Source organism: Corynebacterium sp. p3-SID1056, assembly GCF_025152525.1.
GTDB lineage: Bacteria > Actinomycetota > Actinomycetes > Mycobacteriales > Mycobacteriaceae > Corynebacterium.
Genome location: NZ_JALXXL010000003.1, coordinates 108,082 through 131,947 on the forward strand (window position 1 = coordinate 108,082; position 23,866 = coordinate 131,947).

At 68.4% G+C, this 23,866-nt stretch carries 20 protein-coding genes and 1 riboswitch; of the genes, 11 read left to right on the plus strand and 9 right to left on the minus strand.

Annotated features, from left to right (window positions below):
* Positions 1–1,071 (minus strand): HNH endonuclease signature motif containing protein, encoded by a 1,071-nt coding sequence (locus tag M3G14_RS03970; RefSeq protein WP_259924800.1) that lies wholly within the window; start codon positions 1,069–1,071, stop codon positions 1–3.
* A gap of 140 nt (positions 1,072–1,211) precedes the next feature.
* Between M3G14_RS03970 and M3G14_RS03975 the strand changes: the two genes are divergently transcribed.
* The 7 genes from M3G14_RS03975 (at position 1,212) to M3G14_RS04005 (ending at position 6,976) form a co-directional block, all read left to right on the plus strand.
* A complete protein-coding gene (locus M3G14_RS03975) occupies positions 1,212–1,526 on the plus strand; it encodes a hypothetical protein (RefSeq protein ID WP_259924801.1) in 315 nt (104 codons plus the stop codon).
* 29 nt (positions 1,527–1,555) lie between these two features.
* Positions 1,556–1,651: riboswitch (TPP riboswitch) on the plus strand.
* The gene (locus M3G14_RS03980; RefSeq protein ID WP_259924802.1) at positions 1,642–3,153 is read left to right on the plus strand and encodes a bifunctional hydroxymethylpyrimidine kinase/phosphomethylpyrimidine kinase; all 1,512 of its coding nucleotides are present in this window, start codon (positions 1,642–1,644) and stop codon (positions 3,151–3,153) included. Its footprint overlaps the riboswitch before it by 10 nt.
* Positions 3,146–3,796, plus strand: coding sequence for a thiamine phosphate synthase (locus tag M3G14_RS03985; protein ID WP_259924803.1), 651 nt, complete (start codon positions 3,146–3,148; stop codon positions 3,794–3,796). Before M3G14_RS03980 ends, M3G14_RS03985 begins: the two co-directional genes overlap by 8 nt.
* The gene (gene thiO, locus M3G14_RS03990; protein ID WP_259924804.1) at positions 3,793–4,890 is read left to right on the plus strand and encodes a glycine oxidase ThiO; all 1,098 of its coding nucleotides are present in this window, start codon (positions 3,793–3,795) and stop codon (positions 4,888–4,890) included. The genes M3G14_RS03985 and thiO overlap by 4 nt, the downstream gene beginning before the upstream one ends.
* 9 nt (positions 4,891–4,899) lie before the next feature.
* Positions 4,900–5,097 (plus strand): sulfur carrier protein ThiS, encoded by a 198-nt coding sequence (gene thiS, locus M3G14_RS03995; RefSeq protein WP_259924806.1) that lies wholly within the window; start codon positions 4,900–4,902, stop codon positions 5,095–5,097.
* Positions 5,098–5,099: 2 nt separating this feature from the next.
* Complete coding sequence (locus M3G14_RS04000; RefSeq protein WP_259924808.1) at positions 5,100–5,891, plus strand: thiazole synthase; 792 nt, start codon at positions 5,100–5,102, stop codon at positions 5,889–5,891.
* Entirely contained in the window at positions 5,888–6,976 is a 1,089-nt protein-coding gene (locus M3G14_RS04005; RefSeq protein WP_259924809.1) for a ThiF family adenylyltransferase, read from the plus strand. The genes M3G14_RS04000 and M3G14_RS04005 overlap by 4 nt, the downstream gene beginning before the upstream one ends.
* A gap of 6 nt (positions 6,977–6,982) precedes the next feature.
* Here M3G14_RS04005 and M3G14_RS04010 read toward each other — a convergent pair whose 3' ends face one another.
* From M3G14_RS04010 to M3G14_RS04030, 5 genes are all read right to left on the minus strand, one after another.
* On the minus strand, positions 6,983–7,333 hold the full coding sequence (locus M3G14_RS04010) for a DUF4282 domain-containing protein (RefSeq protein WP_259924810.1): 351 nt from the start codon (positions 7,331–7,333) through the stop codon (positions 6,983–6,985).
* Between the two features lie 75 nt (positions 7,334–7,408).
* Positions 7,409–8,044 (minus strand): DUF305 domain-containing protein, encoded by a 636-nt coding sequence (locus M3G14_RS04015; RefSeq protein WP_259924811.1) that lies wholly within the window; start codon positions 8,042–8,044, stop codon positions 7,409–7,411.
* Positions 8,045–8,104: 60 nt separating this feature from the next.
* Positions 8,105–8,584, minus strand: coding sequence for a YdcF family protein (locus M3G14_RS04020; protein WP_259924812.1), 480 nt, complete (start codon positions 8,582–8,584; stop codon positions 8,105–8,107).
* On the minus strand, positions 8,577–9,080 hold the full coding sequence (purE, locus tag M3G14_RS04025) for a 5-(carboxyamino)imidazole ribonucleotide mutase (RefSeq protein WP_259924813.1): 504 nt from the start codon (positions 9,078–9,080) through the stop codon (positions 8,577–8,579). Before purE ends, M3G14_RS04020 begins: the two co-directional genes overlap by 8 nt.
* A 16-nt stretch (positions 9,081–9,096) precedes the next feature.
* Complete coding sequence (locus tag M3G14_RS04030) at positions 9,097–10,257, minus strand: 5-(carboxyamino)imidazole ribonucleotide synthase (protein ID WP_259924965.1); 1,161 nt, start codon at positions 10,255–10,257, stop codon at positions 9,097–9,099.
* A gap of 41 nt (positions 10,258–10,298) precedes the next feature.
* Between M3G14_RS04030 and budA the strand changes: the two genes are divergently transcribed.
* Entirely contained in the window at positions 10,299–11,051 is a 753-nt protein-coding gene (gene budA, locus M3G14_RS04035; RefSeq protein ID WP_259924814.1) for an acetolactate decarboxylase, read from the plus strand.
* The gene (locus M3G14_RS04040) at positions 11,044–11,253 is read left to right on the plus strand and encodes a PLDc N-terminal domain-containing protein (protein ID WP_259924815.1); all 210 of its coding nucleotides are present in this window, start codon (positions 11,044–11,046) and stop codon (positions 11,251–11,253) included. Before budA ends, M3G14_RS04040 begins: the two co-directional genes overlap by 8 nt.
* On the opposite strand, the gene M3G14_RS04045 is transcribed toward M3G14_RS04040, so the two are convergent.
* Genes M3G14_RS04045 through M3G14_RS04055 form a run of 3 tightly spaced genes read right to left on the minus strand, consistent with a single transcriptional unit; the run spans position 11,250 to position 12,837 of the window.
* Positions 11,250–11,714 carry a hypothetical protein gene (locus M3G14_RS04045; protein ID WP_311201347.1) on the minus strand — a complete coding sequence of 155 codons (465 nt, stop codon included), beginning with the start codon at positions 11,712–11,714 and terminating at the stop codon, positions 11,250–11,252. The genes M3G14_RS04040 and M3G14_RS04045 overlap by 4 nt on opposite strands.
* 9 nt (positions 11,715–11,723) lie before the next feature.
* Positions 11,724–12,446 (minus strand): biotin--[acetyl-CoA-carboxylase] ligase, encoded by a 723-nt coding sequence (locus tag M3G14_RS04050; RefSeq protein WP_259924818.1) that lies wholly within the window; start codon positions 12,444–12,446, stop codon positions 11,724–11,726.
* 10 nt (positions 12,447–12,456) lie between these two features.
* Complete coding sequence (locus tag M3G14_RS04055) at positions 12,457–12,837, minus strand: holo-ACP synthase (protein ID WP_259924819.1); 381 nt, start codon at positions 12,835–12,837, stop codon at positions 12,457–12,459.
* A gap of 155 nt (positions 12,838–12,992) precedes the next feature.
* Here M3G14_RS04055 and M3G14_RS04060 point away from each other — a divergent pair, with 155 nt between their 5' ends.
* Positions 12,993–14,591 carry an acyl-CoA carboxylase subunit beta gene (locus M3G14_RS04060; RefSeq protein WP_259924820.1) on the plus strand — a complete coding sequence of 533 codons (1,599 nt, stop codon included), beginning with the start codon at positions 12,993–12,995 and terminating at the stop codon, positions 14,589–14,591.
* Between the two features lie 27 nt (positions 14,592–14,618).
* Positions 14,619–23,708 (plus strand): type I polyketide synthase, encoded by a 9,090-nt coding sequence (locus tag M3G14_RS04065; protein WP_259924826.1) that lies wholly within the window; start codon positions 14,619–14,621, stop codon positions 23,706–23,708.
* Positions 23,709–23,866: the final 158 nt, after the last annotated feature.

The following is a 23,866-nucleotide window of genomic DNA, read 5'->3' on the forward strand; positions in this document are numbered from 1 at the left end:
TTACCCCGGTGGTCCTGTTGCTGGGGTGTGTGCAAGCCGGGCGTGTCGGCGTGTGGGGTCGGTGTGGCGTGTGCCTCTGGGTGAGAGGTAGCCTTTGGGGCTTTGCCACATGATCTGCCCGCCGACGCGCTGCATCCGCCCGCGTTTCGGCCGCCCGTTTTGCCGATTGTGATAGGTGCACAACCAGCACATATTCCCAATCTCGGTCGCCCCGCCTTTCGCCCACTCCTTGATGTGGTGCGCCTCCGAGAAGTCCGCCGGCTGGTTGCACCCCGGCCACGCACACGTGGTGCCATCCGCGCTCATCAACGCGCGCAACTTACCGCTTGCGTGGCGCTCAAGGCGCACCGGGTAGAGGTTGACCGGCCCATCCGTGGCGGAGATCAGAGCGATATAGCCTGAGGCGTGCAGCTTCCGGTTGACCAACTGCGCACCAGTAAGCCACTCACCATTGGTCAGCTGGACTTCGATCTCTCCGTCGCCGTCTTCGCGCATGCGCCACTGGGCGAAGTCGCCGATGTCCATGTTCAGCACCGTGGTCAACGACGCGTCGCCGGCGCTGCGGGTGTCGTTGAGCCAGGCTTGCGGGTCGTTGTTGGCAGCCCGGTAGACCGGCAGCACATCCGTGGTGCGCCCGGTGATGTGCACCGTCGACCACCCTTGGTCGTGGAAGGTCACCGAGGCCTTCGGTACGCGCGGGGCGGGCGGTTTCAGTTGCTTTTTCAGCGCTTTCGCCCGGTTGATCACGCGGCGCATGTCGCCTTGGGTTTCGCATAAGGTTTGGCGGTAGTGCCACCGGTCTGTGTCGGTATCCAGCGACCGCGATGAGCGTGCGATATAGGCCAGGGTGTCGAGGCGGTGCTCGTTGTCACGTGCTGCGGCCACACACGCCGCCTGCGCCGCCTTGTTGCGCACCGGGCCGAAGAAGACTTCAGCGGCACCACAAAGTTGTTCGGCGCGGTCTGGGTCCATGCCACGGGCAACGAGCTCGTCGACGCTTGCCGAGGCCGCGTCGGCAACGATGGCGATGCCGGCGCGGTCCTGTGCGATCAATGCGTCTACGAGTGTCATGGCACCCACGATAACCACCCGTGAGCTGCGCAAACAAGCGTGTGTGAGAAGTATTGCACTTTCAGCCCAAAACGGAACCGAAGCGACACCACACGCGTCTAATAGGGATATGGTTTTTCGCCGGTGCTAGAAGTAGAAGTATGCAAAAGACTACGAAAACGTTCGCCGCCGCCGCGACCGCAGCGGCCATGCTCGCCACCGCGCAGCCCGCGGTCGCCGAGACCACCGCAACCGCCGAGACCAACGACACGAACACCGTGATCAACGTCCAGGTTTCTACCGACAGCGACAACACGCCGGCCCGCGCCAAGGCGGCCACTGAAACCACGCAGGTCAACGTCGGTACAGGCCTCGACGTGCTCGCCACGGTGCTGGGTCTCATCGCCATTGTCGGCGCGCTGCTTGCTGGCTGGTTCTACGCCGCCCAGCCCCTCGGGCTCGCGCTGCCCTTCTAAGCCCACCAGAGGCGCTGTGCTAGCGTCACGATTGTGACACGGGGTGCACCCACCGAGGTGCTGAGATGAGACCCGTCGAACCTGCTCTAGCTCGAACTAGCGAAGGGATGTCCCAATGCATACTGCTCCTGCCCTGCCACGCGTACTCACCATCGCCGGCACCGATCCGACGGGTGGCGCGGGCGTGCAGGCCGATATCAAATCTATTCAGGCCGCCGGCGGCTATTCCTACAGCGTGGTGACCTCGCTTGTCGCCCAGAATACGAACGGCGTGCAGGAGATCTTCACCCCGCCGACCGAGTTTCTGCGCACGCAGCTGCGCTCGGTCACCGACGACGTGGCCATCGACGCCATCAAGATAGGCATGCTCGGCACCACCGAAATCATCGAGGTGGTGCGCGACTTCCTCACCGCACACGCGCGCGACTGCGCGGTGGTGCTGGATCCGGTGATGGTGGCGTCGTCAAGCGATAGGCTCCTGACGCCGGAGGCGGAAGGGGCGCTGCGCGAGCTCGCCTCGCTTGCCGACGTCATTACCCCCAACCTCCCTGAACTCGCAGTGCTTGCCGACGAAGACCCGGCCGAGAACTGGGACACCGCCATCGCGCAGGCGCAACGGCTGGTGCGCGAGCTGGGCACCGCCATCATTGTCAAAGGCGGGCACCTGTCCGGCCCCCGCGCAGACAACGCCGTGGTCACGGCCGCAAGCGTGCACCGCGTGCCGGTGACTCGCGTGGACACGAAGAACACGCACGGCACCGGTTGCTCGTTCTCCTCGGCGCTGGCCACGCGCCTGGGCGCCGGCTTCGACACGCCCGCGGCGACCGAGTGGGCGTCGCGCTGGCTGCACGAGGCGATCGCGCACGCCGATGCGCTCGGCGTCGGGCACGGGCACGGCCCCGTCGACCACGGCCATGTGGGCCGCCGCATGCAGCGCGCCGCCGATACTCGCCCGGAGCACTTCCTGCTTCTCGACGCCCCACCCACCCCACCGCTGGCCCAACCGGCCGGCCCGCACACCCAGGCGCTGTGGGACGCCTCGGCACCGTACCTCACCGCGATTATGCAGCTGCCGTTTATCCGCGCGCTCGGCGACGGCACGCTCGACCGCGCTGACTTCATGTTTTACCTCGAGCAGGATGCGTACTACCTGACCAAGTACGCGCGCTCGCTGCACGCGCTCGGCGGCGCGTGGGCAACGGATGCGGACGCCGCGATCGCCGACGAGCAGGAGATGCAGCGCACCTGGCTGGCTGAGCTGGACCGCGAGACGCTACCCTCGCCGGTCACGCGCGCCTACACCGACTTCCTGCTGGCCTCCACGCTGGGCGAGCCGGCCGCGATCGGGCAGGCGGCGGTGCTGCCCTGCTACTGGCTCTACTACGAGGTCGGCGCGCGGCTGGCGGAGCGCAACCACGAGGCGCACCCCTACCGCGATTGGCTGGCCACCTACGCCGGCGACGGCTTCTACGAGGCGGTGCGCGGCGCGATCGAGCGCTGCGAGGCCACGCTCGCGGCCAATCCTGACTCGCTGGATGCGGCGGTGCGCGCGTGCGCGGTCGCCTCGCGCTACGAGCTCGACTTCTTCGACCAGGCCGACCGCGCGTGGGTGGTGCGCGATGTCTAAGGAGCTCGACCTGCGCTGCTACTTCGTCACCGGCCAGCCTGCCGCGGATGTCGCGCGCGTCGCTGCTCGCGCCGCCGCCGGCGGGGCTGGCGTGGTGCAGGTGCGCAGCAAGCCGATCGCAGATGACGCGCTCGAGGCGCTTGCCTGCGAGGTCGCCGACGCCGTCGCCTGCGCGAACCCGCGCACGCGCGTGCTCATCGACGACAACGTCCCCCTCGCCGCCCGCCTCATGCAAACCCACCACGTCCACGGCGCGCACATCGGCCAGGACGACATGGACCCGCGCGCCGCCCGCGAGCTGCTTGGGCCCAACGCGATCCTCGGGCTGACCACCGGCACGCTTGCCCTCGTCGAGGCGGCGAACGCGTACGCCGACGTGATTGACTACGTCGGCGCCGGCCCCTTCCGCCCCACCCCGACGAAAGATTCGGGCCGCGCGCCGCTCGGCGTGGACGGCTACCCGCCGCTCGTGGCTGCTTCAAAGGTACCGGTCGTGGCGATCGGCGACGTGCACGCCTCGGATGCCGCCGCGCTCGCCGCCACGGGCGTGGCCGGTGTGGCGATTGTGCGCGGGTTCATGCGCGCCGAGGACCCGCGCGCGATGGCGGCGGGCATCGTCGAGGATTTCGAGAACGCGCGATGAACACCTACCAGCACGTCATCGTCGGCGCCGGCATCATCGGGCTTTCCACCGCCTTCGAGCTCACGCGCCGCGGGGTCGACCCGCGCCAGATCGCGCTGGTCGACCCGGCCCCGGCAAGCGGCGCAACACACGTGGCCGGTGGCATGCTCGCCCCGGCCGCGGAGGTGCAGTACCGCCAGGAGCCGCTCTACCCGCTCATGTTGGAGTCGGCGGCGCTGTACCCGTCGCTGATCGCGGACCTGCCCGGTTCGGACGTCGGGTACCGCACCGAATCGACCTTCGTCGTGGCCGCCGACCGCGCCGACGCCACCCACCTGCGCGAGCTGACCGAGCACCAACACGCCCACGGCATGGACGTCCACCGCCTCACGCTGCGCCAGGCGCGTGCGCAGGAGCCGGGTTTAAGCCCGCAGCTGGCCGGCGTGGTGGAGATCCCGGGCGACCACCAGGTCAACCCGCGGATGTTCGCCGCCGCCCTGCTGCGCAACCTGCAATCGCGCGGCGCAACGCTCGTGCGCGAGCAGGCCACAGCATTGCGCTGGGAGGGCGACACCTGCGTCGGCGTCGACACCGACACCCGCAGCCTGAGCGGCGACACCGTCTACGTCTGCAACGGCCTGGGCGCCAGCGCGCTCGACTTGCCGCTGAACCTGCGCCCGGTGCGCGGCGACATGCTGCGTCTCGCCGGCCGCGCGCCGGTCGGCCGGGTGGTGCGCGCCTTCGTCGAGGATCGCCCCGTCTACATCATTCCTCGCACCGACGGCACCATCGCCGTGGGCGCGACCAGCCGCGAGGACGCGCGCGAGCGCCCCGCGGTCGATGGCGTGTACACGCTGCTTCGCGACGCCATCCGCGTCGTCCCCTCACTCGAGGACTGCGAGCTTGTGGACGCGCTCGTCGGTAATCGCCCCGGCACCCCCGACGACCTGCCCTACCTGGGCCTGCGCGGCGAGAACCTGGTGGTCTCGACCGGCTATTTCCGCCACGGGATCCTGTTGGCGGCGCTCGGCGCGCGTGTCGGCGCTGACCTCGGGCTCGAGCGAAAAACCGCCGTCGACATCGCCGCCTGCGACCCCGCCCGCCACGAACTCTAAAGGAGCATCATGCGCATCACTCTCAACGATCAGCCCCGCACCTTCGACACCGCGCCGACCGTGCAGGCGCTCGTCGACGAGGTCGTCGGCCACTCTAAGGGCGTCGCCGTCGCGGTCAACGGCAAGGTCGTGCCCGCAAGTCGCTGGGGCCAATCGCTTGCCGACGCCGACACCGTCGACATCCTCACCGCCGTCCAAGGAGGCTAGACGTGCTAAAAATCGCCGACAAGGAATTCGACTCGCACCTGATCATGGGCACCGGCGGGGCGACCAGCCAGCAGCTGCTCGAGGACGCGTTGGTGGCCAGCGGCACGCAGCTGACCACCGTGGCGATGCGCCGTCACGCCGCGCGCTCGGACGGCGGCGAGAGCGTCTTCGAGATGCTCAACCGCTTAGGCATCGACCCACTGCCGAATACCGCGGGCTGCCGCACCGCCCGCGACGCGGTGCTCACCGCGCAGCTGGCGCGCGAGGCGCTCGGCACGAACTGGGTCAAAGTCGAGGTCATCGCGGACGAGCACACGCTGCTGCCCGATGTCGTCGAGCTCGTCGACGCCTGCGAGCTGCTCGTCGCCGAAGGCTTCGTCGTGCTTGCCTACACCACCGACGACCCTGTCGTCGCTGCGCGGCTGGAGCAGGTCGGGGTGCACGCGGTGATGCCGCTCGGCTCGCCCATCGGCACCGGCCTTGGCGTCTTGAACCCGCACAACATCGAGCTGATCTGCGCGCGTGCGCAGGTACCTGTGCTTCTCGACGCCGGCGTCGGCACCGCCTCCGACGCCACCGCCGCCATGGAGCTGGGCTGCGACGGCGTGCTGCTCGCCAGCGCGGTCAACCGTTGCCAGGATCCGGTCGCGATGGCGCGCGCGATGCGGCACGCGGTGGAGGCGGGCCGGCTGGCCCGGGGTGCGGGCCGGATTCCGCGGCGCACGCATGCAGAGGGGGCGTTGGCGTCGTCAAGCTTTGCGGGCCTGGCGAGCTGGGCGGATGAGGTCCTATGAGCCTGCCCCATGCTGAGCTGCGGCGCACCGCGCGACAAACCCTGCTGCCGGGCTTCGGGTTAGAAGGCCAGGAGGCGCTGAACCGGGCGCGGGTGCTGGTCGTCGGCGCGGGCGGGCTCGGGTGCCCCGTGATGCAGGCGCTGGTGGCCACCGGTGTCGGCACGATCACGGTGATTGACGACGACGCGGTAGACGATACGAACATCCACCGCCAGATCCTGTTCAGCGCCGCCGACGTCGGCCGGCCGAAGGTGGAGGTGGCGGCCGAGCAGCTGCGGCGCCACCGCGCGGACGCCACGATCGTGCCGTTGCGCGAGCGCCTCAACACTTCCAACGCGCCCGAGCTCTTCCGCGAGCACGACCTGGTCATCGACGGCTCGGATACGTTTGGTACCAAGTTCCTTTCCGCCGACGCCGCTGAAATCACCGGCACGCCCTTGGTGTGGGGCTCGGTGCTGCGCTTCCACGGCGAGCTCGCGCTGTGGCGCTCGGGTCCGGAGGATCGCGGGGTGGGGCTGCGCGACCTCTACCCCACTCACCCGGCGCCCGAGGACACGCCGGACTGCGCCACCGCAGGCGTGCTCGGGGTGACCACCTCAGTCGTTGGCGGGCTGATGGCCACGGAGGCCGTGAAGTACCTCGCGGGCATGGACGCCGAGGTCGGCGTGCTCCACGTCTACGAGGCGCTCGCCGGGACGGTGCGGCGCTTCGAGGTCGCGGCCGACCCGCAGCGCGAGCTCGTCACCGAACTGCACGCCAAGGCCGCGTCGTGCGCGCTGCCGCCAGACGGCGAGAAGGCGCGCCTGCTCGCAAAGGTCGCGGAGGGCAGTGCCACCGCGCTGGACGTGCGCGAGCTTGGCGAGAAAGCGATCACGGACCTGCCGCACGCGTCCTTTCACTTGCCCGCCTCGACGTGGCGCGAAAACTCGGACGCCGCGCTCGCGCTGCTCGACGAGCTTCGCGGCGCGGGCGACGTCGTCGTCTACTGCGCCTCCGGCACACGCTCCGGCGACTTTGTGGCGCGCTTCGGCGAGGCCGCGAGCGCGCGCGGGGTCACGCTGCGCAGCCTGCCGGGCGGGCTTTAGCGGCTGCTATCGGCGCTGCGCGGCCGCCATCTCGGACGTGTTCTGCGCCGTCTTGATCGCTGAGACCATGAACTCGAGGGTCACGCGCGCGCTGATCAGCGAGAACAGCGCCGCCACTGTCCCGACGATGAGGAAGCCGAGCAGTGCGAACAGGCCGGTGCCGAAGCCGTCGCTAAACGCGGCGAGCGACGCGAGCAGACCAAAGACCCAGCACAGACCGATGAGCACGGCGGAGATCAGGTAGATCACGCGGGCGAACTTCAGGGTGATGTACTGGGAAAAGGAGAAGTCGAAGAGTGCGGAGAAGAAGCCGTCGGCGGTTTGCTTGCTTTGCGCGGCGTTGAAGTTGGAAGTCATGGGTATTCCTTTACAGTCGTACTACAGGTGCACTACGAACTTATACCCGGTTTTGCGCTCCCCCGCGCCTTTTCATTACTCAGTCAGCACGCTTTCGCCTTTGGCTTCGAGGCGTTGTTCCATCTCGTGCATCTCAGCGGTTTGGATGTCGACCATTTGCTGGGCGAGGTCCACAAGCGGCTGATAGCCTCCGTTGTCGATTTGGTCTTGGGTCATGGCAACGGCACCTGCGTGATGGAAATGCATCAGCTGGAGGAACCGGGTGTCTGCGTCCTCGCCCGAAAGCGTTTCCAGCTGGTCCATCTGTTCTGGAGTAATCATGCCATTGGCAATGTGCGGGGCGTGATGTGCCATCAAGTCACCCTGGTTCCATTGCTCAGCCCAGTCGACCATGGTGTCGATTTCTTCTTGTTGCCCGGTTTTAATCCGTTCGGCCAAGTCCGCGGTGGCTTCGCTGATGCCATCGGCGGCCAGGATGATCTCGCTCATGTCCACGGCTTGTTGGTGATGTGGTGTCATCATCGCGAGAAAATGCAAATCGACCCCATTGACTTCTGCGGGTTGGTTGGCCCCGGCAGTCACCGCGGTACCGTCCTTGTCGGTCTGCGGCGCGTTTGTGGCGTCTTGGCCATCTCCGGCGCATGAGGCCACGCTGGCCCCCAGTACTGCAACGGTGATCAAGCCGGTGATGCGGCGCTGTAAGTGTGTCATGAATGGAGCCCTCCTAGGCCTGAAGTACATAGCTCCAAAAGTAGCACCATCGGATGTACTCTAGCGCATTTTGTGCCTAAGACGTCGCCACACAACCCGCGCTGCGGAGTGCGGCAGCGCAACGAGCTCGCGCGCGTAGTTCTTCGGCCGGGAGCGGCGCGGAGTGCGCGCGGGCACCATCTCCACCGGAATGCCTAAGTGCCAGGCCCACACGCGCGTGCGGCGCACGTGGAAGTTACTCGTCACCACGATCAGCCGCGGCGCGTGCGGGAACAGCGCGCGGGTGCGCTCGAGGTTTTCGTTCGTCGACGAAGCGTGCGGCTCCTCCACGATCAGTTCGCGGGGCACGCCGCGCTCGGCAAGCCAGCGGGCCATCACGGCCGCTTCCCCACGGCCGGTGACCACGATGGTGCGCCGTACGCCAGCACGCGCGTCGGTGCGCCAGCGGATCAGCGCACTACAGAGCCGGGCGTGCAGCATGCGCGACGGGTGGCCGTCGACAATCCGCGCGCCCAGCACCACGATGGGGCTGCTACTCACCCAGCAACCTGCTGCGCAGCGCCTCGTCCTTCTTTTCGACGGCCGCCGCCATGTCCTCCTGGTAGCGCACCATCTTCTCCTGCAGCTGCGCATCCGCCGCGCCCAGGATGCGGGCGGCGAGCAGGCCGGCGTTCTTCGCACCGCCGATGGACACGGTGGCAACCGGCACGCCGCCGGGCATCTGCACGATGGACAGCAAGGAATCCATGCCGTCGAGCGTGTCGAGCGCGCGCGGAATACCGATGACCGGCAGCGGGGTCGCCGCCGCCACCATGCCGGGCAGGTGCGCGGCGCCGCCGGCGCACGCGATGATCACGCGCAGACCCCGCTCGTGCGCCTGCTTGGCGTAGGCGAGCATCTTCTCAGGCGTGCGGTGGGCCGAAACCACGCCGACTTCGAAGGGAATGCCGAACTCGGCGAGTACTTCAGCGGCGGGTTCGACGGTGTCCCAGTCGGAATCGGAGCCCATAATCAGGCCGACGAGGGGTGCGGGCATAGGTGCAAAAGCCTTTCTAGTTCCAGCGGGCCGTAATCATGTACTTCGCGGCGTGCTCCGCGATCTTGCGCGTGGTCACCACGTCGTAGCCGGTCACGTTCACGTGCCCGATCTTGCGGCCCGGGCGCCACGCCTTGCCGTAGAGGTGGATCTTGGCCTCCGGGTAACGCAGCATCACTTCCGCGACGCGGCGCTCCATCGGCATCTCCGGGTCCGTTTCGCCGCCGAGGATGTTGACCATCACGGTCACCGGTGCGACCGTCTCGGTCTCGCCCAGCGGCCAGTCCAGCACGGCGCGCAGGTGCTGCTCGAACTGGGAGGTCAGCGAGCCGTCCTGGGTCCAGTGGCCGGTGTTGTGCGGGCGCATCGCCAGCTCGTTGATCGCAACCGCGGTGCCCGTCTCCGTCTTGTATTCGAACAGCTCCACAGCCATTACGCCGGTGACGTCCAGCTTGCGGGCGATCAGACGCGCAAGCTTTTTGCACTCGCGCGCGAGGCGCGACGGCAAATCCGGGGCGGGCGCGATAGCGACACGGCAAATCCCGTTGTCCTGCCGCGACTCCACCGTCGGCCACACGCGCATCTCGCCGGAGCGGGAACGCGCGACCATAATCGACAGCTCGCGGACGAAGTCGACCTTCTCCTCCGCGTAGATCCCCATGCCGCGATCCAGCAGCTCTTCGACCAGGTCAAGCAGCTCGCCTTCGGAATCGGGGAACCACACTCCCTTGCCGTCGTAGCCACCGCGCGTGGTCTTCAGACAGACGCGGTGCTCGTGCTGCTCCCAAAATGCGCGGGCCGCCTCCACGGACTCGATCGGGGCGTACTCCGGCACGGGCACCCCCAGCTCGTCGAGCTTGCGGCGCTGCGCCAGCTTGTCCTGGGCGTAGAGGAGCGCTTCGGGGCGTGGCTCGACGTTCACGTTGGCGTCGAGAAGCTGCTCTAAGTGCTCGTTGGGCACGTGCTCGTGATCGAAGGTCACGGCCGCCGCACCGCGCGACACCTCCTTGAGATCCTCCAAGTTGGTGTAATCGCCGAGGCGCACGTCGCCATACACTTGGGCGGCAGATGCGTCCTCACTCCCCGCAAGCAGTCGCATGCGCAGACCGAGCTCGATCGCCTCGGTGTGCATCATGCGGGCGAGTTGGCCGTCGCCGACGACCACGACAGTTGGCATTTCATGTGCGTCTCTCACACTCCACACCTTACCCTGGTCCTATGTCCACGAACTTTCAGGCAGTTTCGCGCCACACCATTTTCCAGAATTCGCTCATGACCGCGCTCCTCGACGGCATCTACGACGGCGAACTGACCATCGGCGACATCCTGGCAAAGGGCAATTTTGGGCTCGGCACCTTCGATGGGCTCGACGGCGAGATGATCATTCTCGACGGCACCTGCTACCAGCTCACCAGCGACGGCAAAGCGCGCATCGCGGACCTCGACCAGCGCACGCCGTTTACGGTGGTGACGAACTTCGTGCCGCGCATCACCGTCGACGCGCCGCAGGGCATGCGCCGCGGCGAGCTGTCCTCCTTCATCGACTCGCTCGAGCCCAGCCGCAACTTCTTCTACGCCGTGCGCATCACCGGCACCTTCGACGAGGTGGTCACCCGTACCGTGAGCAAGCAGGAAAAGCCCTACCGCCCCATGACCGAAGCAATTAACGACGACGCCGAGCACCACTTCGAAAACGTCACCGGCATCATCGGCGGCTTCCGCACCCCGGCCTACGCCAAGGGCATCAGCGTGCCCGGCTGCCACGTGCACTTCATCGACGAGGCGCGCACCTCCGGCGGCCACGTCCTCGACTACACGGTGCGCGACGCCCGCATCGAGCTGTGCCCCGGCACCGACATGGACCTGCACCTGCCGGTCACCGCCGAGTTCCAGCAGGGCGACCTCACGCCGGAGGACCTGGACAGTCAGCTGCACGACACGGAGATCAAGGGCGCGCAGATCAATGGGTAGCGCTTCTTCACCTTTGGTGCCGGAGCCGATTGACTACGTCTTCTGGGGACTGACGGCGCTGGCATTTGTTCTGGCAGTCGTGGCACTCGTGCTCATTGCACGCGACGAGCACACAACGAAATCGGGGGTGGTGTCGCTTCTCGTGGTGCTGCTGCTCCCGTTGATAGGGCCGATCATGTACTTCGTGTACCGGAAGCGTTAGCGCAGCTCGCCGCGAAGCGCTTTCTGCAGCGCCTTATCGACGGCGCGCGCCTTGCCCACCTGATCGAAGACCAGCGGGCGGTCGTAGCCGTAGACCGCCACCGAGATCCCGCCCTTGACGCGGCGCGCGGAGTGGATCTGCTCTAAGGGGATCGAGTCGACCGCGCCGCGGCGCCCGCGGGCGAGGATGCGGCGGTCGGTGAGCATGAAGCGCCGGCGTCTCGAGGCCACCAGCGGGCCGACGAAGCGCCACAGTGCGAGTAGCGCCCACAGCGCCACGGCGAGGTTGCGCAGCGCTGGGTCGATGCCCGGGGTCACGTCCATCCAGCCAATCGCGATCCAGGCCACGCCCGTGATCACGATGAGCTCCATCAAGGGGAAGGTGAGGGTGGAAAGGGGTGCGCAGACGTCGACAAGCACTTGCTCGCCGTCGTGAGTTTGAAACCGCACCTTTTTTGACACGCGACCAGGCTACTGTTTCGGGCGCAGGTGATGCACATCGCCGACGGAGTAGGCGGTGCCGTCGATGATGACTTCGCCGTTATCGTTGATGCCGTCGACGATGCCGTGGACGTCGCGGTCGTGCAGCTCCATGCGCACGGTCTGTCCGATGGTCGAGCAGACCTTGCGGTAGTCGGTGAGCAACTGCGGGTCGCCGTCCTGCCACTGCTTCAAGCGGCGGCCCATGGCGCGCAGGATGTCGATGGTGAACTCGTCGAAGTCGACGTCGATACCCTCGAGGTTGAGCGCGGTCGCGGTGTCGACGGGCAGCTGCTCGGGGCGGAAGTTGACGTTAATGCCGATGCCCACGACCACGTTCGGCAGCGCGAGGTTGGACAGGATGCCCGCGATCTTCTTGCCGCCGATCTGCACGTCGTTCGGCCACTTGAGAACCGCCTGCGGGACCACGTCGGTCACGGCCACGCCCGGGGCGATGGACAGCAGGCCGTAGTGATTGGGCTCCTCGCCCGCGTCGATGACCATGCTCATCGCCAGCTGCGCGCCCTTCGGCGTGACCCACGTGCGGTTCAGGCGCCCCTTTGACGCGGTCTGCTCGTCGGCGATGAGCACCATGCCCGCCTCGCCAGCTTTGACCATGTCGGCGTTGGTGGAGCCGGTGGTCTCGACGTAGCGCACCTTCGGCCAATAGGAGGCGACGGCGTCTTGAATGCGGGCAAGGTCTGTGACTGTCATGCCGCCAAGTTTAAGCGGTGGCGACAAGGCAGGTGGCAGTGGCGTAGTCGCCGTCGTGGCTCAGCGAGAGCGACACAACCGCCGGTGCACCCGCAGCAGCAAGCTGCGAACTCACTGCGAGGGTGGGGCGCGAGTAGGCGTCGGCAAGCACTTCGAGCTGGCGGAAGTCGATGGCCTCGAGCGCGGGCGGGCGGCCGAAGCGAGCGCTTCCCCACGCTTTGACGTAGGCCTCCTTGGCGGCCCAGCGGGCGGCGAGTGAGGCGTCGCGGTCGGTTTTTAAGGCACAGTCGCGCAACTCGCGGTCGGTGAAGGCGCGGGCGAAGGTGGTGCCGGGCGAGGCGAGCTGCTCGCGGAAGGTGGGTATGTGGACGAGATCGGTGCCGATGTACACGCGCGGCCTCCTTAAGCAGCGACAAAGTGATCAAACTCACAGTTGGACGTTCTCCCACCTTAAACGGGCGGGCACACGCCCCGGAACCTACCGAAGCGTAGGTTATTCATGTTTTGCCTAGCTAATTATTAGCACGAAAGCTTATGCTTCCCCGCATGACAGTTTCAGCGAAGATGTCGCCTACGACACAAACCACCGCAGAAAAACTCGCCGACCTGCGCGCCCGCCGCGCCGAAGCCCACGTGCCCATGGGTGAGCAGGCGCACGCGAAGGTGCGCGACGCCGGCCGCCTTACCGCCCGCGAGCGGCTCGACTACATCCTGGACGAGGGCTCGTTCGTGGAAACCGACATGCTCGCCCGCCACCGCACGCACGACTTCGGCATGCACGCCAAGCGCCCGGTCACCGACGGCATCGTCACCGGATGGGGCACCATCGACGGCCGCGAGGTCTGCATCTTCTCCCAGGACGGCACCGTCTTCGGCGGCGCGCTCGGCGAGGTCTACGGCGAAAAGATGATCAAAATCCAGAAGCTGGCTATTACGACAGGCCGCCCACTCATCGGCCTCTACGAGGGAGCGGGCGCGCGCATCCAGGACGGCGCGGTCTCGCTCGACTGGATCGCCCAGACCTTCTACCAGAACGTGCAGGCCAGCGGCGTGGTCCCGCAGATCTCCGTGATCCTGGGCGCCTGCGCAGGCGGCAACGCGTATTCGCCCGCACTCACCGATTTCGTGGTGATGGTGGATAAGTCCTCCAAGATGTTTGTCACCGGCCCGGACGTGATCAAGACCGTCACCGGCGAGGAGATCAGTCAAGAGGAGCTCGGCGGGGCGTGGACGCACATGGCCACCGCGGGCAACTGCCACTACGTCGCCGAAACTGACCAGGAGGCGCTCGACTGGGTCATGGATCTGGTGAGCTACCTGCCCGCCAATTGTCGGGAGAAGGTGGGCACGGAGTCGTCGATAAGCAACGAGCCCAAAGAGGCGCTTGACACCATTATCCCCGACTCCCCCAACACCCCCTACGACGTGCGCGAGGTCATCGCTGAGCTTGCCGACGACGCCGAGTACCTCGAGATCATGGAGCAGCGCGCCGAGAACGTGGTCACCGCGTTCGGGCACATCGACGGCCAGGTCGTCGGTTTTGTGGCGAACCAGCCGCAAGTCTTCGCCGGCTGCCTCGACATCGATTCTTCCGAGAAGGCCGCCCGCTTCGTGCGCACCTGCGACGCCTTCAACATCCCCATCGTCATGCTCGTGGACGTGCCCGGCTTTTTGCCCGGCGCGGGCCAGGAGTACGGCGGCATCCTGCGCCGCGGTGCGAAGCTGCTCTACGCCTACGGCGAGGCGACCGTGCCGAAGATCACCGTGACCATGCGCAAGGCCTACGGCGGTGCCTACTGCGTCATGGGCTCGAAGGGCCTGGGCGCGGACGTGAACCTCGCGTGGCCGACCGCCCAGATCGCGGTGATGGGCGCGGCCGGTGCCGTCGGGTTTATCAACCGCAAGGAGATCAAGGCCGCCCGCGAGTCCGGGATGGAGGAGCAAGAAATCGCCGAGCTGATCGCCAGCTTCGAGCGCGAGTACGAGGACACCATCTTGAACCCCTACAACGCCGCCGAGCGCGGGCTGATCGACGCGGTGATCCTGCCCTCGGAGACCCGCGACGCAATCGCCGCGAACCTGCGCCTCTACCGCGACAAGACTGTCGCCCGCCCCGCCCGCAAGCACGGCAACATGCCGCTGTAGACCTCCCACCAGCTGAGAAGGAAAACCATGACCCTTACCCCCATCGCCGCGCTCAACTCCGCCCGCCCCGCACTCGTCTTCCAGGGCCAGGGCAGCGATTGGCAGCGCGCCCTGCACGATGCCGCCTCGCCCACCGCGCACGAAACGCTGCGCTCGCTTCTCGACGCCGCGCTTTCCCTCACCGGCCCCGTCGCCCGCCCCTTAGCGTCTGCGGTGCCCGGCGCGGTCGACCGGCTCGGCGCGCTGCTCGGCACCGACGAGGATATTTCGCCGGTGCCCATGGATGCGCACCCGGCGGTCTCGGTGCCCGGCATCGTGCTCGCCCAGCTCGCCGCGGTGCAACAGCTGCGCGACCTCGGTCTCGAGCTGGATACCGACAACGTCCGCCTCGCCGGCCACTCGCAGGGCGCGCTCGGCGTGGCCGCGGTTAAGCACCCGGAGCACGCGCTCGCCTTCGCCATGATCCTGGGCGCGGCCGCCTCGAGCGCCTACGGCGCGCGCGATGCGGCCCCGCGGATGCTCAGCGTGCGCGGCATCCCGGTCCCGGCACTTTCCGTCCTGCTCGCCGAGCAGGACGCAGACAAGCTGCTGTCCGTGGTCAACGGTCCGCGCCACGCAGTGCTTGCCGGCGAGCCCGCCGAGCTTGAGCGCGCCCGCGAGGCCATCGAGGCGCATGCCGCAGCCTTCAACGCCAAGCTTGAGGCGGCCGAGTTCGGCGGCTCCGAGCTGAACCCCGTCTTCGACGAGCTGCCGGTGGCCTACCCCTTCCACCACGCAAGCGAGGCCAACGCGCGCGCCGTCGAGCTTGCCGCCGAGTGGGCCGAGCAGTGCGGCCTGGACCTCGGGGAGGATTCCCCGCGCGCGCTCGCGCAGGCCATCCTGGTCGACCGCCACGACTGGCCCGCCGCCGTGCGCGGCCTGCTCGACGGTGGTACCACGCACATCGTTTCGCTCGACTCGGCGCTTAGCGGGATGACGTCGAAGCTCGTCGCCGGCTCCGGCGTGCCCGTCGTGACGGCCGAGAACGCCCGCGCCCGCGACGCGCTTGCCACCCCGGGCACCGAACTTCCGCAGGCGGTGTCCTATGCAAAGTTCGCCCCACGCCTGGTGCGCCTGCCGGACGGCAAGGTCTACACACAGACCCGCTTCTCGCAGGTCACCGGCCTGTCCCCCATCATCCTCGGCGGTATGACGCCCACCTCCGCGGACGGCGAGATCGTCGCCGCCGCTGCCAACGCCGGCTACTGGACGGAGCTGGCCGGCGGCGGCATGTACTCCGAGGAGGTGTTCAACCAGCACCGCGACACGCTCGCTACACACCTCGCGCCGGGGCGCACCGCTCAGTTCAACACCATGTTCTTCGACCGCTTCTTGTGGAACATGCACTTCGGCCAGACCCGCATGGTGCCCAAGGCCCGCGCCGCGGGTGCCCCGTTTAACGGCGTGTGCATCTCCGCAGGTATTCCGGAGGTCGAGGAGGCCACCGAGATCATCGAGGGCCTGCGTGCCGACGGCTTCCCCTACATTGCGTTCAAGCCGGGTACGCCCGCCCAGGTCCGCGACGCGCTCGCCATCGCCGCGGCCAACCCCAAGGTGCCGGTGATCCTCATGGTCGAAGACGGCCACGCCGGCGGCCACCACTCCTGGGTGGATCTGGACGACATGCTGGTGGCAACCTACGCGCAGGTCCGCGAGCACGACAACGCGATCCTTACCGTCGGCGGCGGCGTGTACTCGCCCGAGCGCGCCGCCGAGCTGCTCACCGGCGCGTGGGCGCAGCGCTTCGACTTGCCGCACATGCCGGTCGACGCCGTCTTCTTGGGCACCGTCGCGATGGCCACCAAGGAGGCGAAGGCCACCGATTCGGTGAAAGACCTGCTGGTCAATACGAAGGGGCTCAGCCCCGCGGACAACGGTGGTTGGGTTGCGCGTGGTTCGGGGCGCAACGGCGTGGCGTCGTCGCAAAGCCACTTGCTCGCCGACATCCACGACCTGGACAACTCCTTTGCCAAGGCCTCGCGCCTGATTACCAACATGCCGGCCGATGAGTACCCGGCGCGCCGCGAGGAGATCATCGCTGCGCTGGCCAAGACCTCCAAGCCGTTCTTCGGCGACATTGAGGACATGACCTACGCCGAGTGGGTCGAGCGCTTCGTCGAGCTGGCGCACCCGTTTGTCGACGCCTCGTGGGACGCCCGTTTTACCTCCACGCTGCGCCGCATCGAGGCGCGCCTGAGCCCGCAGGACAGCGGCGAGCTGGTCAGCCAGTTCGCCGACGGCCCGCTCGACCCGCACACCGCGCTCGCCCGGCTTATCGAGGCCTACCCCCAGGCCCGCGAGATCCACGTCTCCCCGCGCGATGCCGCCTGGTGGATCTCGCTGCACTACGAATACCCCAAGCCCATGCCGTGGGTCCCGGCGATCGACGGCGACCTGAAAATGTGGTTTGGCAAGGACACGCTCTGGCAGGCGCAAGACCCGCGCTACACCGCCGACGAGGTCCGGATCATCCCCGGCCCGGTCGCAGTCGCCGGCATTACCCGCAAGAACGAGCCGGTCGCAGAGCTCCTCGGCCGCTTCGAGGCCGCCACGACGCAGGCGCTTCTCGACGCCGACGTCACCCCCACCGACCGCTTCGCCCGCTTGGCCGACGCCGTGAGCGTCGAGGAGTACCTGCGCGCCGCCCCCACCCTGTTCTGGCACGGGCACCTGATGGATAACCCGGCCTACACCATGGACGCGTCGAGCTTCGAGATCGTGCACGACTTCTACGGCTCCGAGGCCTCCGACGCCTCCGACGGCGAAGGCGGGCTCGCCATCCGCATCCACACCGACTCCTACTGGGACGACCTGCCGGAGAATCAGCGCCCCTTCTACGTGCGCGAGGTGACCATCCCGATCACCCTGCCCGAGGGCGTGCACACCGGCGCCTCCCCGGTCGTCGACGACGCGCGCCTGCCGAAGGCCGTGTTCGACCTGCTCGCGGGCCTGGCCGGCGTGGGCTCGGTGTCCGAGGCCGGCGATACGATCACCGAGTTGCCGTCGATTATCGCAGGCTCTGCAGACGAGGCGCACCCCTTCGGGCTTGCGCGCACCAGCTTCCACTTCCCCGCCTCCCTGCTGCAGGCACACACCGCGGTCACCGGTGCCGCCCTGGGCACCGATGTGCCCGACGGCACGCCGGACGCGCTGGTCGGACCGTGCTGGCCGGCGATCTACACCGCGCTCGGTTCGGCCACGCTTGCAGATGGCTACCCGGTCATCGAGGGCCTGCTCAACGCCGTGCACCTCGACCACGTCATCGCGCTTGAACCCGGCGCGGACCTGCACGCGCTTGCCGACGGCCGCGAGCTTGCCGTCACCTCCTGGTGCAGCGGCATCGAGGAGTCGGTCTCCGGGCGCATCGTCACGGTTGAGCTGCTGATTGAGGACGGTGAGCGCGCCGTCGTGAAGCAAATGCACCGCTTCGCTATCCGCGGCCGGGCGACCACCTCCACCCCGCCGAGTACTGCGCCGGAGTTTGGCGGCGTCGACGCGGCAATCGAGGCGACCCCGCGCTCCTTTGTCGATCGCGCAACCGTCACCGCACCAGCCGACATGACACCGTTCGCACTGGTCTCGGGCGACTACAACCCGATCCACACTTCCTACAACGCCTCCGGGCTCGTCGGTCTCGCAGCACCACTGGTGCACGGCATGTGGCTGTCTGCCACCGCGCAGCACCTCGCCGGGCGCCACGGGCGCGTGAGCGGCTGGACCTACTCCATGTACGGCATGGTGCAGCTTGGCGACGAGGTCGAGCTGACCGTCGAGCGCGTCGGCCGCGCCGGCATCCGGCCCGCGCTCGAGGTGACCTGCCGCATCGCCGGCGAGGTCGTCTCGCGCGGCCAGGCGCTGCTCGCACAGCCGGCCACCGCCTACCTTTACCCGGGCCAGGGCATCCAGTCCGAGGGCATGGGCGCCGGCGACCGCGCGGCCAGCCCCGCCGCCCGCGAGATCTGGCGGCGCGCCGACGCGCACACCCGCGACAACCTTGGCTTTTCCATCCAGCGCATCGTGGATGCCAACCCGACCGAGCTCACCGTGCGCGGCGAGGTGTTCAAGCACCCGGAGGGCGTGTTGCACCTGACCCAGTTCACGCAGGTCGCCCTCGCCGTCGTCGCGTACGCGCAGACCACGCGGCTTCGCGACGCGGGCGCGCTGGCCACCGGTGCCATGTACGCCGGCCACTCGCTGGGCGAGTACACCGCGCTCGCCTCGCTGGGCAACATCTTCGACCTGGAATCCGTCATTGACGTGGTCTACTCCCGCGGCTCGTCTATGGGTTCGCTGGTCCCGCGCGATGCGGAGGGCAACTCCGACTACGGCATGGGCGCGCTGCGTCCCAACATGATCGGGGTCTCCGACGCTGAGGTCGCCGACTACGTCGCCAAGGTCTCGGACGACACCGGCGAGTTCCTGGAGATCGTCAACTACAACATCAAGGGCCAGCAGTACTCCGTCGCCGGCACGAAGCGCGGCCTCGCCGTCCTGTCCGAGCGCGCCAACGCCGTGCGCGAGCGCGCCTACGTGCCGGTGCCCGGCATCGACGTGCCCTTCCACTCTCGCGTGCTGCGCTCCGGCGTGGCCGACTTCGCCGCCAAGCTCGACGAGCTTTTGCCCGCGCGCATCGACGTCGACGCCCTCGAGCACCGCTACGTACCCAACTTGGTCGCGCGCCCCTTCGAGCTCACGCAGGACTTCATCGACGCCGTACGCGCCGAGGTACCTGCCGACGACCACGCCTCCCAGGCAGCACTCGCCGCGCTCGACCCGGCCACCATGGACCGCTCCGACCTCGCCCGCGTCCTGCTGATCCAGCTTTTGGCCTGGCAGTTCGCCTCGCCGGTGCGCTGGATTGAGACCCAGGATCTCATCTTCGGCCGCGTCGAGCAGGCCATCGAGGTGGGCCTGGCCTCCGCGCCGACCCTGACCAACCTAGCCAAGCGCGAGATGGCCGTGACCGGCCACCACATCCCGGTAGTCAACGCGGAGGCGAACTGGGAGCAGGTCACGCTCAGCGACACCGTCGCCGCCCCCGAGCCGGAGGCCACGGAAGACGCAGCGGAAGCCGCCGAGGCAGAGGCACCCGCAGAAACCACGCCTGCCGAGCCCGCACCGGCCGCACCTGCAGCACCGGCAGCCGCTCCCGCCCAACCCGCTTCCGACCTGCCGTTTCACGCCGCCGACGCGATCAACGTGCTGTTTGCCTTCCAGAACAAGATCCGCCCCGAGCAGATCACAGACACCGACACCATCGAGGAGCTCACCGGCGGGGTCTCCTCGCGCCGCAACCAGCTGCTCATGGATATGTCCGCCGAGCTCGGCGTGCCCGCCATCGACGGCGCCGCCGAAGCCGACGTGGTCACCCTCCGCGAGCGCGTGAACACCGCCGCGCCCAGCTACGCCCCCTTCGGCTCCGTGCTCTCCGAGGCGATTGGCGCGCGCCTGCGCCAGGTCCTCGGCGCCGCAAGCCTCGCACCCTCCCACGTCGCCGACTACGTCACCGGCACCTGGGCGCTGCCCGCCAGCTGGGTCCCGCACGTCGAGGCCGCCGTCCTGCTCGGCACCCGCGAGGAGGACTCGGTCCGCGGCGGCACCCTTGCCACCCTGCCGCAGGCCAGCTCGAAGGCCGAGGTGGCCACGCTTCTCGACGCCGCCGTCGAACTCGTCGCCGCCAACCACAACCAGGAAGTCGCCAAGGCATCCGCCTCGGCCTCCTCCGGCGGCGGAGTCGTCGACTCCGCAGCACTCGACGCCTACCGCGAAGAGGTTTCCGACACGCTCGTTGCCACCGCGCGCACCCTGCTGGACAAGCTCGGCGTGGAGTCCGCGGCCGCAGACGCTTCCGCCGACGCCGAGGCAGCCGCCGAGGCCCGCACCGTGCTTGACACCATCGAAGCCGAGCTCGGCACGAACTGGGTCTCGCAGGTCTCCCCTGTCTTCGACGCCCGCCGCGCCATTCTTTTCGACGACCGCTGGGCCCAGGCCCGCGAGGACCTCGCCCGCATCGCCACTGGTGATACCGGCGCAGACTCGGATGCAGCCCGCTTCTCACCCGAGCGCTTCACCGGCACCGGACAGACGATCGCCGACCAGGCACGCTGGTACGCCGCGCACACCGAAGGCGCACCGCGCAAGGTCTTAGAGGAGATCGCGGCCAACGCGCTTGAGACCCCACAGCTCGAGTACGCAGGCGACGTGGCGCTTGTCACCGGTGCTGCGCCCGGCTCCATCGCCACCGCCCTGGTCGAGCGCCTGCTCGAGGGAGGCGCGACCGTCATCATGACGGCTTCCCGGATCACCCAGTCCCGCAAGGAGTTCGCACGAGCTCTCTTCCGCGACCACGGCACCCCAGGCGCCGCCCTCTGGCTCGTTCCGGCGAACCTGTCGTCCTACCGCGACGTCGATGCGCTCATTGACTGGATCGGTTCTGCCCAGCGCGAGACCGTGGGCAACGAGGTCAAGTTGATCAAGCCCGCCCTGGTGCCCACGCTCGCCTTCCCCTTCGCCGCACCGGGTGTGTCCGGCTCGCTGGCCGAGGTCGGCGGGAACACGGAGACCCAGGCGAGGCTCCTGCTCTGGTCGCTGGAGCGCACCATCGCCGGTCTGGCCCGCCTCGCGCAGGACGCGGACGTGCCCACCCGCGCGCACATCGTGCTGCCGGGCTCGCCGAACCGCGGCACCTTCGGTGGCGACGGTGCGTACGGCGAGGTCAAGGCCGCGCTCGACGCGATCGTAAACAAGTGGAACGCCGAAACCGGTTGGCCGGACGGTGTGACCCTGGCCCAGGCGCGCATCGGCTGGGTCGCGGGCACGCACCTGATGGGCGGCAACGACGTGCTCATCCCCGCCGCGCGCGAAGCCGGCATCCACGTCTGGGACCCGAAGGAGATCTCCTCCAAGCTCATGGGCCTGGCAAGCGCCGAGTCGCGCGCGAAGGCGCAGGAGCGCCCGCTGGACCTGGACCTCACCGGTGGGCTTGCAGACTCCGGCGTGTCGATCGCCGAGCTCGCCCGCGCGGCGAACATCGAGGCTGCCCCGGCGCAAGCGAACACCCCAGACACCGACGCCCCGCGCATCAAGGCACTGCCGAACCTGGCCAACCCCGCCCAGCCCGACGGCTCGGCCATCGGCCAGCTCGGCGAGGTCACCTGCGCGCTGGACGACATGATCGTCATCGCCGGCATCGGCGAGGTCTCCTCCTGGGGCTCCGGCCGCACGCGCACGGAGGCCGAGTACGGCATCCAGCGCGACGGCACGGTCGAGCTCACCGCCGCCGGTGTGCTCGAGCTTGCCTGGATGACGGGCCTTGTCCGCTGGGCCGAGGACCCCACCCCGGGCTGGTACGACGCCGACGGCCAGGAGGTCGCCGAGGAGGACATCGCGGACCGTTTCCGCGACGAGGTCATCGCGCGCGCTGGCGTGCGCCGCTTAAGCGACAAGTACTTCCTCACCGACGGCGGTTCTGTCGATCTCACCGAGGTTTTCTTGGACCGCGACGTCACCTTCTCCGTGGCCAACGAAGCCGAGGCCCGCGAGTTCGCCAAGGCCGATCCGGACAAGACCCGCATCACCTGCACCGACGGCGAGTGGCAGGTCACCCGCCTCGCCGGTGCCACCGCGCAACTGCCGCGCAAGGCCACGCTTTCTCGTTCCGTCGCCGGCCAGATGCCGGAGGGCTTCGACCCCGCCAAGTGGGGCATCCCCGCCCAGATGGTGGACAACATGGACCGCATCGCGGTGTGGAACCTGGTCACCGCGGTCGACGCGTTCATCTCCGCGGGCTTTAGCCCCGCCGAGCTGCTGCGCGCGATCCACCCGGCGGATGTCGCGTCCACCCAGGGCACCGGCATCGGCGGCATGGAGTCCCTGCACCAGGTCTTCGTCTCTCGCTTCATTGGCGAGGAGCGCCAGTCCGACATCCTGCAGGAGGCCCTGCCGAACGTGGTGGCCGCGCACGTGATGCAGTCGCTGGTCGGCGGCTACGGCTCCATGATCCACCCGGTCGCCGCCTGCGCCACCGCCGCGGTGTCCGTGGAGGAGGCCGTGGACAAGATCAAGCTTGGCAAGGCCGACTTCGTCGTCGCCGGCGGTATCGACGATGTCCAGGTCGAGTCGCTCCAGGGCTTCGGCGACATGAACGCCACAGCCGAGACCGCGAAGATGACCGCGCAGGGCATCGACGACCGCTTCATCTCTCGCGCGAACGACCGCCGCCGCGGCGGCTTCCTCGAGGGCGAGGGCGGCGGCACCCTGCTGGTGGTGCGCGGCTCGCTCGCCGCGGAGCTGGGCCTGCCGGTGCATGCGGTGGTCGCCTACGCCGATTCCTTCGGCGATGGCGCGCACACCTCCATCCCGGCACCGGGCCTGGGCGTGCTCGCCGCAGCTCGCGGCGGCGAGGCCTCGCGCCTGACCCGCAGCATCACCTCGCTCGGGCTTTCGCTTGACGACGTCAACGTCATCTCCAAGCACGACACCTCCACCAACGCCAACGACCCGAACGAGTCCGAGCTGCACTCCCTGCTGTGGCCCGCGGCCGGCCGCGACCCACACGCACCGATGTACGTCATCTCGCAGAAGTCGCTCACCGGCCACGCCAAGGCGGGTGCCGCCCTGTTCCAGATCGGCGGACTGCTCGAGGTGCTGCGCACCGGCCGCCTGCCGCAGAATGCGTCGCTGGACTGCGTCGACCCGCTGATTGCGCCGAAGGCCACCAACCTGGTCTGGCTGCGTGACACCCTCGACCTTGGCGAGGGCGCGGTGAAGGCCGCGGCGCTGACCTCGCTCGGCTTCGGCCACGTCGGCGCGCTCGTCGTGCTCGCCCACCCGGGCGTGTTCGAGGCGGCGCTCGCCGCCGAGGGCCGCGACGTCGAGGCCTGGCGGGCTCGCGCCACCGAACACCTCCGCGCCGGTGCCGACCGCCTGGAGGCCGGCATGGTCGGACGCGCCGCCCTGTTCGAGCAGGTGCACAACCGCCGCTTCGCGGAAGGCCACACACACGACAGTGAGATCGCCCTCCTGCTGGACGCGGACGCCCGCCTGGGCGAGGACGGGACCTATCCGGTCGCGCCGTAATCCCACCGGCGGTGTGCGCCGCCGGTAACGCCACCCAGACTTGCAGGAGATATACCTGCTGCAGACGTCAGCGGGGTGGGCCACTTCCCCGGCCCACCCCGTTGGTGTGTGTTGGCCCCGAAAAGCCTTTCGCAAATCCGCCCGCTACGATTGTCTGT